This window comes from Mongoliibacter sp., assembly GCF_007692705.1.
In the GTDB taxonomy this organism is placed as follows: domain Bacteria; phylum Bacteroidota; class Bacteroidia; order Cytophagales; family Cyclobacteriaceae; genus Mongoliibacter.
Genome location: NZ_REBN01000248.1, coordinates 1 through 7,158, shown reverse-complemented (window position 1 = coordinate 7,158; position 7,158 = coordinate 1). Strand labels below are relative to the sequence as shown.

Annotated in this window: 7 protein-coding genes and 1 pseudogene; 7 read left to right on the top strand and 1 reads right to left on the bottom strand. The window is 40.7% G+C overall.

Annotated elements, in window-relative coordinates:
* On the bottom strand, positions 1 to 1,022 hold a 1,022-nt coding region (pdxA, locus tag EA341_RS17205), incomplete at its 3' end, for a 4-hydroxythreonine-4-phosphate dehydrogenase PdxA (RefSeq protein WP_293016406.1).
* Positions 1,023 to 1,224: 202 nt separating this feature from the next.
* Here pdxA and rsmA point away from each other — a divergent pair.
* The 7 genes and pseudogenes from rsmA to EA341_RS17170 all read left to right on the top strand — a co-directional run.
* A complete protein-coding gene (rsmA, locus tag EA341_RS17200) occupies positions 1,225 to 2,007 on the top strand; it encodes a 16S rRNA (adenine(1518)-N(6)/adenine(1519)-N(6))-dimethyltransferase RsmA (RefSeq protein WP_293016405.1) in 783 nt (260 codons plus the stop codon).
* Entirely contained in the window at positions 1,995 to 3,362 is a 1,368-nt protein-coding gene (gene mgtE, locus EA341_RS17195; RefSeq protein WP_293016404.1) for a magnesium transporter, read from the top strand. Before rsmA ends, mgtE begins: the two co-directional genes overlap by 13 nt.
* 48 nt (positions 3,363 to 3,410) lie before the next feature.
* On the top strand, positions 3,411 to 4,355 hold the full coding sequence (locus EA341_RS17190; RefSeq protein WP_293016403.1) for an NAD(P)-dependent oxidoreductase: 945 nt from the start codon (positions 3,411 to 3,413) through the stop codon (positions 4,353 to 4,355).
* An 83-nt stretch (positions 4,356 to 4,438) separates the two neighbouring features.
* Positions 4,439 to 5,320 (top strand): inositol oxygenase family protein, encoded by an 882-nt coding sequence (locus tag EA341_RS17185; RefSeq protein WP_293016402.1) that lies wholly within the window; start codon positions 4,439 to 4,441, stop codon positions 5,318 to 5,320.
* A 164-nt stretch (positions 5,321 to 5,484) separates the two neighbouring features.
* Positions 5,485 to 5,958, top strand: coding sequence for a transcription elongation factor GreA (greA, locus tag EA341_RS17180; protein WP_293016401.1), 474 nt, complete (start codon positions 5,485 to 5,487; stop codon positions 5,956 to 5,958).
* Positions 5,959 to 6,012: 54 nt separating this feature from the next.
* Entirely contained in the window at positions 6,013 to 6,408 is a 396-nt protein-coding gene (locus EA341_RS17175) for an HIT family protein (RefSeq protein WP_293016400.1), read from the top strand.
* A 428-nt stretch (positions 6,409 to 6,836) separates the two neighbouring features.
* Positions 6,837 to 7,158, top strand: a pseudogene (locus EA341_RS17170) (xylose isomerase); the annotation flags it as partial.

Below are 7,158 nucleotides of genomic sequence, written 5' to 3'. Positions count from 1 at the left end.
TCATCCTCCTCTTCCCAGCCTTTTCTGCTGCGGACGATGTCGTAGGCTTGCATGATGGCTGCGCGCATGGAACCTTCATCGGCAATGTTTTTTCCCGCAATATTATAGGCTGTACCATGGTCAGGGGAAGTTCTGATGATGGAAAGGCCTGCTGTAAAATTTACTCCAGTTTCGAAGGCTAATGTTTTGAAAGGAATCAAGCCTTGGTCGTGGTACATGGCCAACACCCCGTCAAATTTCTTATGGTGCAGCATACCAAAAAAGCCATCAGAGGGGTAGGGGCCAAAGACCAAATGTCCCTTGTCCTTGAATTCAGCTACAACTGGCTTGATGATCTTTTCCTCTTCCTCACCTAAAAGTCCATCCTCTCCAGCATGTGGGTTGAGCCCCAGAATGGCTACTTTGGGTTTGTTGATTCCAAAATCTCCCTGAAGCGAGTCCAGCATCATCTTTAATTTCTTTCGGATATTTTCACCGGTAACATTTTCAGCTACGTTTTTGAGAGGTACGTGTCCAGTCACCAATCCTACCCTGATATCATCTGCCACCAAAAACATCAGGCTATCCTTGGCTTCAAAAGCTTGGGTCAGGTATTCTGTATGACCTATAAATTTATTTTCTGGGCTGTTGATATTGTTTTTGTTCAGTGGTGCGGTGACCAATGCATCAATTTTACCTTCCTTCAAAGCAGCAACAGCATTTTCTAAGGCAGCCAAGGCCAACTTTCCGGCTTCCTGAGTTTCTACTCCAGGAATCACCTCAGGGCTTTCTTCAAGCACATTGATCAGGTTGATTTTTCTATGATGCACTTCATCTAATGACTTGATCTGCATGAAATTAAAGTCTTCAAGCTCAAGTTGCTTACGGTAATAGGTCATGGCTTTGCCATGTGCAAAAATAACGGGAGTGATGATCTTTTGCAGTCTGCTGTCCAAAAGAGCCTTTATGGTTACTTCCGCACCGATACCGTTGATGTCTCCAATACTGATTCCTATGACGGGTTTATTTTTTCTTTGATTCATTAAAGTTCATTGATTCAAAATGATAAGAATAATAAGAGTAGCTTACGGCATTGCAAGCCCTTCGAGTCCAAAATGACATTTACTTACAGCTTAAGAGGCTGCTTAGAAATGCTTTCCCTGGATTTAGAATAAATTGTAGGGCTTTGTGATAATTCTCTTATTTTTGACATGCAATTTATAGAAAATAATCAAAGGAAAGCACATGGAGAAGGTCAAACCCAAAAAACATCTTGGACAGCATTTTCTGGTTGATCTTGGAATCGCTGAAAATATTGCCAAGTCTGTCAATGGGCACAGAGGGGTAAGTAAGGTTTTGGAAATTGGCCCAGGGATGGGCGTTTTGACTGATTTTTTATTGAAAGGAAACTGGGATCTATACCTGGTGGATATTGATAGTGAATCCATACAGTTTCTACATCAAAAATATCCGGAATTGGGTGAAAAAATCATAGAGGCAGATTACCTGAAAAGAGACTTTTCTCCAATCATGAATGGACCATATGCTGTAGCAGGCAATTTCCCATACAATATATCTACCCAGATATTTTTCAAAATACTGGAAGAAAGAAATGCGGTGACTGAAGTAGTATGTATGTTGCAAAAAGAAGTTGCAGAGCGTATCGCATCTCCCAAAGGAAACAAAACCTACGGAATACTGTCGGTGCTTTTGCAGGCTTTTTATGATATAGAATATTTGTTTACAGTACCTCCTGAAGTTTTTAACCCGCCTCCCAAGGTCAATTCCGGAGTGATCAGGTTGATACGGAATGAAGTAAAAAGTCTTGATTGTGACGAGAAAACTTTTTTTAAAGTTGTAAAGCAAGCATTCAGCACCAGAAGAAAGACCTTGAGAAATTGTATGAAGCCCTTTGGGCTGAAAGATGTGCTTCAAGAGGATCCCATGTTGGACCTGAGGGCCGAGCAATTGGGCGTACAGGATTTTATTTCTTTAACCAAAAAAATACAGGAGTCTTGGAACCAATAAAGACATTTGAATTATCCAAAGAATACCTAGAGAGCTTTAGAACCGGAATTGAAGAGCAGCAGAATGACTTTATTCTGGAATCTTTGGAAGGTGTCAACGTGGCTGATATCGCAGCCTTGTTGGATGAGCTAAATTTGGATGAAGCCATTTATGTACTGAGGTTATTGTCTCATGAAACCTCTGCTGACATTTTGATCGAGTTGGACGAAGATTCTGTCAATAAAGTAATCAGGGAAATGGAGGCCGTAGAATTGGCTGCCCTGATTGATGAGATGGACTCTGATGATGCAGCGGATATTTTGATTTTGTTGCCTTCCAAGGATCGGGAGGAAGTGATTAGTCACCTACAGGAAAGAGAAAAATCGGCCAATATACTAGACCTCCTTCGCTATGATGAGGATACTGCCGGTGGTCTGATGGCTAAGGAATACATCAAAGCCAATCAAAACTGGAATGTTATTCAGACCATAGAGGAAATCAGAAGACAGGCCGAAAAGGTTGAAAAAATTTATTCCATCTATGTGGTAGACAACAAGCAACATTTGTTAGGTAGGGTTTCTTTGAAGAAAATCATCCTTGCTGCCTCCAATACCAAGATCATGGATATTTATGAGCCTGAACTGATTTCAGTTCCCACCCATTTGGATGGAGAGGAAGTGGCGGAGATCATGAGGAAATATGATTTGGAATCCATGCCGGTAGTCAACGCCAAAAATAAACTGGTTGGAAGGATTACCGTGGATGATATTTTGGATTTGATCCGTGAACAATCAGAAGAAGATATGCAGGCGATGACAGGTATTTCCGCTGACGTGGAGGAATCGGATAGCATTTTGAAGATCTCCAAAGCTAGATTACCTTGGCTGATCATCGGCGTAGTGGGAGGCTTGATGGGTGCGCAGATCATCACCTTTTTTGAAGATGGCTTGAGTAAATATATCGCTTTGGCTTCTTTTATACCTTTGGTGGCTGCTACTGGAGGAAATGTAGGAATTCAATCCTCCTCACTGGTGGTGCAAACCCTTGCCTCCAAGTCAGTGTTTGATGATTCTCCCTGGCAGCGTTTTGTGAAGGGTCTGCTGATCGCATTGGTCAATGGTGTAGTCTTGGGCCTTTTTGTTTTTGCCGTGGTAAAATTTATATATGGATTTGATTCGATTTTCGGCTTCACTATCGGTTTGTCCATGTTTTTTGTGGTCTTGATGGCTTCCTTTATGGGGACCGTGACACCTTTGGTATTGGATAAGTTTGGTATCAATCCCGCTATCGCCTCTGGTCCGTTTATTACCACTGCGAATGATCTGTTGGGTTTGGCGGTTTATTTTGCCGTCGCCATGTATTTGCTGAAACTGTAGAATTTGATTGTTTATTGTGTTTGAAAAAACATTTAAATCACCCCTTAAATGACTGAAAACAAAGTACTGATTATTGACGAAATGCACCTTTCTATTATCCCTCTTCTAGAAAATGAAGGATATGAAGTGGAGTATAGCCCTGAGATAAAGAGGAATGAAATTCTGAAACAAGTTGAGGCCTATACTGGACTGATTATTCGATCCAAAACCCCGATAGACAGGGAATTACTCTTAAAAGCCAGGAAACTCAAGTTTATTGGAAGAGCAGGAGCAGGGCTGGATAAAATAGACACGGATTTTTTGGAACAACATGATATCAAACTTTTTCATGCGGCGGAAGGGAATATGGATGCTGTGGGAGAACATGCTGTTGGAGGCTTGTTGGCCCTTTTTAACCATATAGGAAGGGCAGATGCTGAGGTAAAAAAAGGTATTTGGAAAAGAGAAGAAAACCGGGGGGAAGAACTTCAGGGTAAAACAGTTGGTATTATAGGCTATGGAAATATGGGATCATCTTTTGCCAAAAAGCTATCTGGTTTTGATGTGAACATTTTGGCTTATGACAAGTACAAATCCGCGTTTGGAAATTTTCATGTAAAAGAAGTTTCCCTAAGCCAACTGATGGAGGAAACGGATGTCTTGAGCATGCATGTTCCACTTACCTTGGAAACGAGAAATTTCCTGAATATGGATTTGTTGGAAAGATTCCAAAAGCCCGTTTATTTCATCAATACTTCAAGGGGAGAAATTATAAGCTTTGATACCTTGAATGCAGCTTTAGACCAAGGGGTTTTTAGAGGAGCTGTTTTGGATGTGTTGGAAAATGAGAAATTCAAGACCTTTAGCGATGAGCAAAAAGCTGCTTTTGAAAAATTAGCCCAAAGAGAAAATGTGATTTTCAGCCCTCATATTGCCGGATGGACTTTCCAGTCTTATGAGAAGATCAATCAGGTGCTGGTTCAAAAAATCAAAGAAGCTTTTCAGAGCTCATAAATGGCCCTTTGGATCCAGCCATTTGTTCCGTGATTTTACCATTCCCATGGTTTTTCTTAAATTGAAGGAAACTTGAAGCAGCCATGGAACCACAAATCGGGAAAAACAATAATCAGCCATTAAAGTCTCTGGAGGATTGGGAGGATGATCTTGTGCTTAGGTACCCTGAGCCAAAAGGAAAACAAACTAAATCCAAAGCATCTTATAGAAATTACAAAAATTCGGATCGGGTGGATACTGTTAGGGAATTCTACAGGCTGAATCACACTTATCAAACCTACGATTTTGTCTGTGCCAAGGAAAAGGAGTTTTTGAAGTTTGATAAAAAGGAAATGCCTTTTTGGGAGGCTATCAAATTTCTCAATACCCTGGTGGATGATTCAGACCCCGATACAGACTTGGATCAGCTGCAACACTTGCTGCAGACTTCAGAAGCTATAAGGGCTGACGGACATCCTGATTGGTTTGTCCTGACCGGTTTTATCCATGATATGGGTAAAGTGTTGTGCCTTTTTGGAGAACCCCAATGGGCTGTAGTGGGGGATACCTTCCCGGTGGGTTGCAGGCATTCCGATAAAATTGTTTATCCGGAGTTTTTTGCGCTAAACCCAGACAGTCAGGACGAGCATTACAATACCAAATATGGGATCTATTCTGCCAATTGTAGTCTCAAAGAAGTGAAGATGTCGTGGGGACATGACGAATACCTGTATCAGTTAGTCAAAGATTACCTTCCTGAACCTGCACTTTACATGATCCGCTACCATTCTTTTTACGCACAGCATAGGGAAGGAGCGTATGACCATTTGCTGGATGCGCATGACCGTGAAATGTTCAAGTGGGTGGATAAATTCAATCCCTATGACCTGTATTCCAAAGTTCCTGTAGCTCCGGATGTCAAAGCCTTGATGCCCTATTATGAGGATTTAGTTGCCAAGTACCTGCCTACGGCGTTGCGGTTTTAAAGCAAGTTTGATAGAGATAAAAATTTCTTTTACCAATCCTAGATTGGTTTCTGTCGATAGAATTGTTACTTTTGCACAGTTACATAGACAAACAAGGACAAAGAAACGGTTTCAGCAATGAGACCGTTCTTTTATTTTTCATAGCCATAGCAAATAATAAAAGCATGAGTAAGATACAGTATTACACCGAAGAAGGATTGAAGAGGCTGAAGGATGAGCTTCATGATTTGAAGACAAAAGGAAGATCTGATATAGCCAAGCAAATTGCTGAAGCCAGGGACAAAGGTGACCTGAGTGAAAATGCAGAATATGATGCTGCTAAGGATGCCCAAGGTTTATTGGAGTTGAAAATTGCCAAGTTGGAGGCTGTTGTGGGAAATGCCCGCGTGATGGACAATTCCAAAATGGACACTTCCAAAGTAGGGATTTTGTGCACGGTGAAAATTAAGAATGTTAAAAATGGCATGACAGTTTCTTATACCTTGGTATCAGAAGAAGAGGCAGACTTGAAAGCCGGAAAAATTTCCCTGGCTTCTCCTTTCGGAAAAGGCCTTTTGGGTAAAGTAGTAGGGGATATTGCAGACATAAAAGCCCCTGCAGGTACTGTGCAATTTGAGGTGCTTGACATCTCTTATTAAATAAATTTCATATCCCGATGGTATTACCGTTCGGGATTTTTTATTTTTAGAGCTATGGCAAGCATATTTACAAAGATCATCAACAGAGAAATACCTGCCCACATTGTGGCGGAGGATGAGCATTACATCGCTTTTTTGGATATCATGCCTTTGGTCAAAGGACATGTACTTGTAGTTCCCAAAGTAGAGGTGGATTATATTTTTGACCTGGAAGATGAGGTATTGGCCGGTTTGCATGTTTTTTCAAAAAAAGTGGCCAAAGCTATTGACAAAACCATCAAGTGTACCAGAGTTGGAGTGGCGGTGATTGGCCTGGAGGTTCCACATGTACACGTTCACTTGGTTCCCCTCCGCAGCATGGATGACATCAATTTTAACCGTGAGAAGCTCCAACTCAGCAAAGAGGAATTTGCGAAGATCGCTGAGACCATTCGCAAAGGGTTGGTTTAATTGGTTAATTGATGAATCGATGAATTGACGAACAGTAGTTAAAGGTTAAGGTGTGCGACTGTTAACTTTTAACCATTAACTAGTTGATTAATTGATTAATTGTGCAACTGTTTAACTGAATTGTTAAGTGTTAATATACGGGCAATTAACTTTTAACAATTAACTTTTAACTAATAAATATTAAATACCTAACGAATCATCGATCTTAGTTCAGCGTCGTAAATCGTAAATCGTAAATCGTAAATCCAAAATCCCAATCTCTTTCCGTTCTTCATTTTTGCAACCGATTTCATAAAATTAAAAGCGTCTCAGCCATAATGCCTGTGCAAACGTTTTCCATATTCATTTAAAATATATAATTTGGTACTTTAATAAATATTTCTCAAACCTATTATTTCTATTTTACCTCGAACCTAAAACCCAAAATTATGGCTAAAACTTATTTTCCAGGAATTGATAAAATCAAGTTTGAAGGCAAGGGTTCCAAAAACCCTTTTGCTTTTAGATACTATAATCCAGACCAGGTAGTGGCTGGCAAACCTATGAAGGAACACTTCAAATTTGCCATAGCCTACTGGCATACCTTCTGCGGCACCGGTGGAGATCCTTTCGGTCCAGGCACCATGAACCGTCCTTGGGATGAAAATGCAGATGCTGTACAACGTGCCAAAGATAAAATGGATGCGGCATTTGAATTTTTCACCAAAATCGGTGCGGAATATTATTGTTTCCATGACATTGACCTGATTG

Coding starts and splice junctions, on each gene's coding strand:
- EA341_RS17190 (WP_293016403.1), top strand. CDS start 3,411: ATGACTGAAAACAAAGTACTGATTATTGACGAAATGCACCTTTCTATT.
- rsmA (WP_293016405.1), top strand. CDS start 1,225: ATGGAGAAGGTCAAACCCAAAAAACATCTTGGACAGCATTTTCTGGTT.
- EA341_RS17185 (WP_293016402.1), top strand. CDS start 4,439: ATGGAACCACAAATCGGGAAAAACAATAATCAGCCATTAAAGTCTCTG.
- EA341_RS17175 (WP_293016400.1), top strand. CDS start 6,013: ATGGCAAGCATATTTACAAAGATCATCAACAGAGAAATACCTGCCCAC.
- greA (WP_293016401.1), top strand. CDS start 5,485: ATGAGTAAGATACAGTATTACACCGAAGAAGGATTGAAGAGGCTGAAG.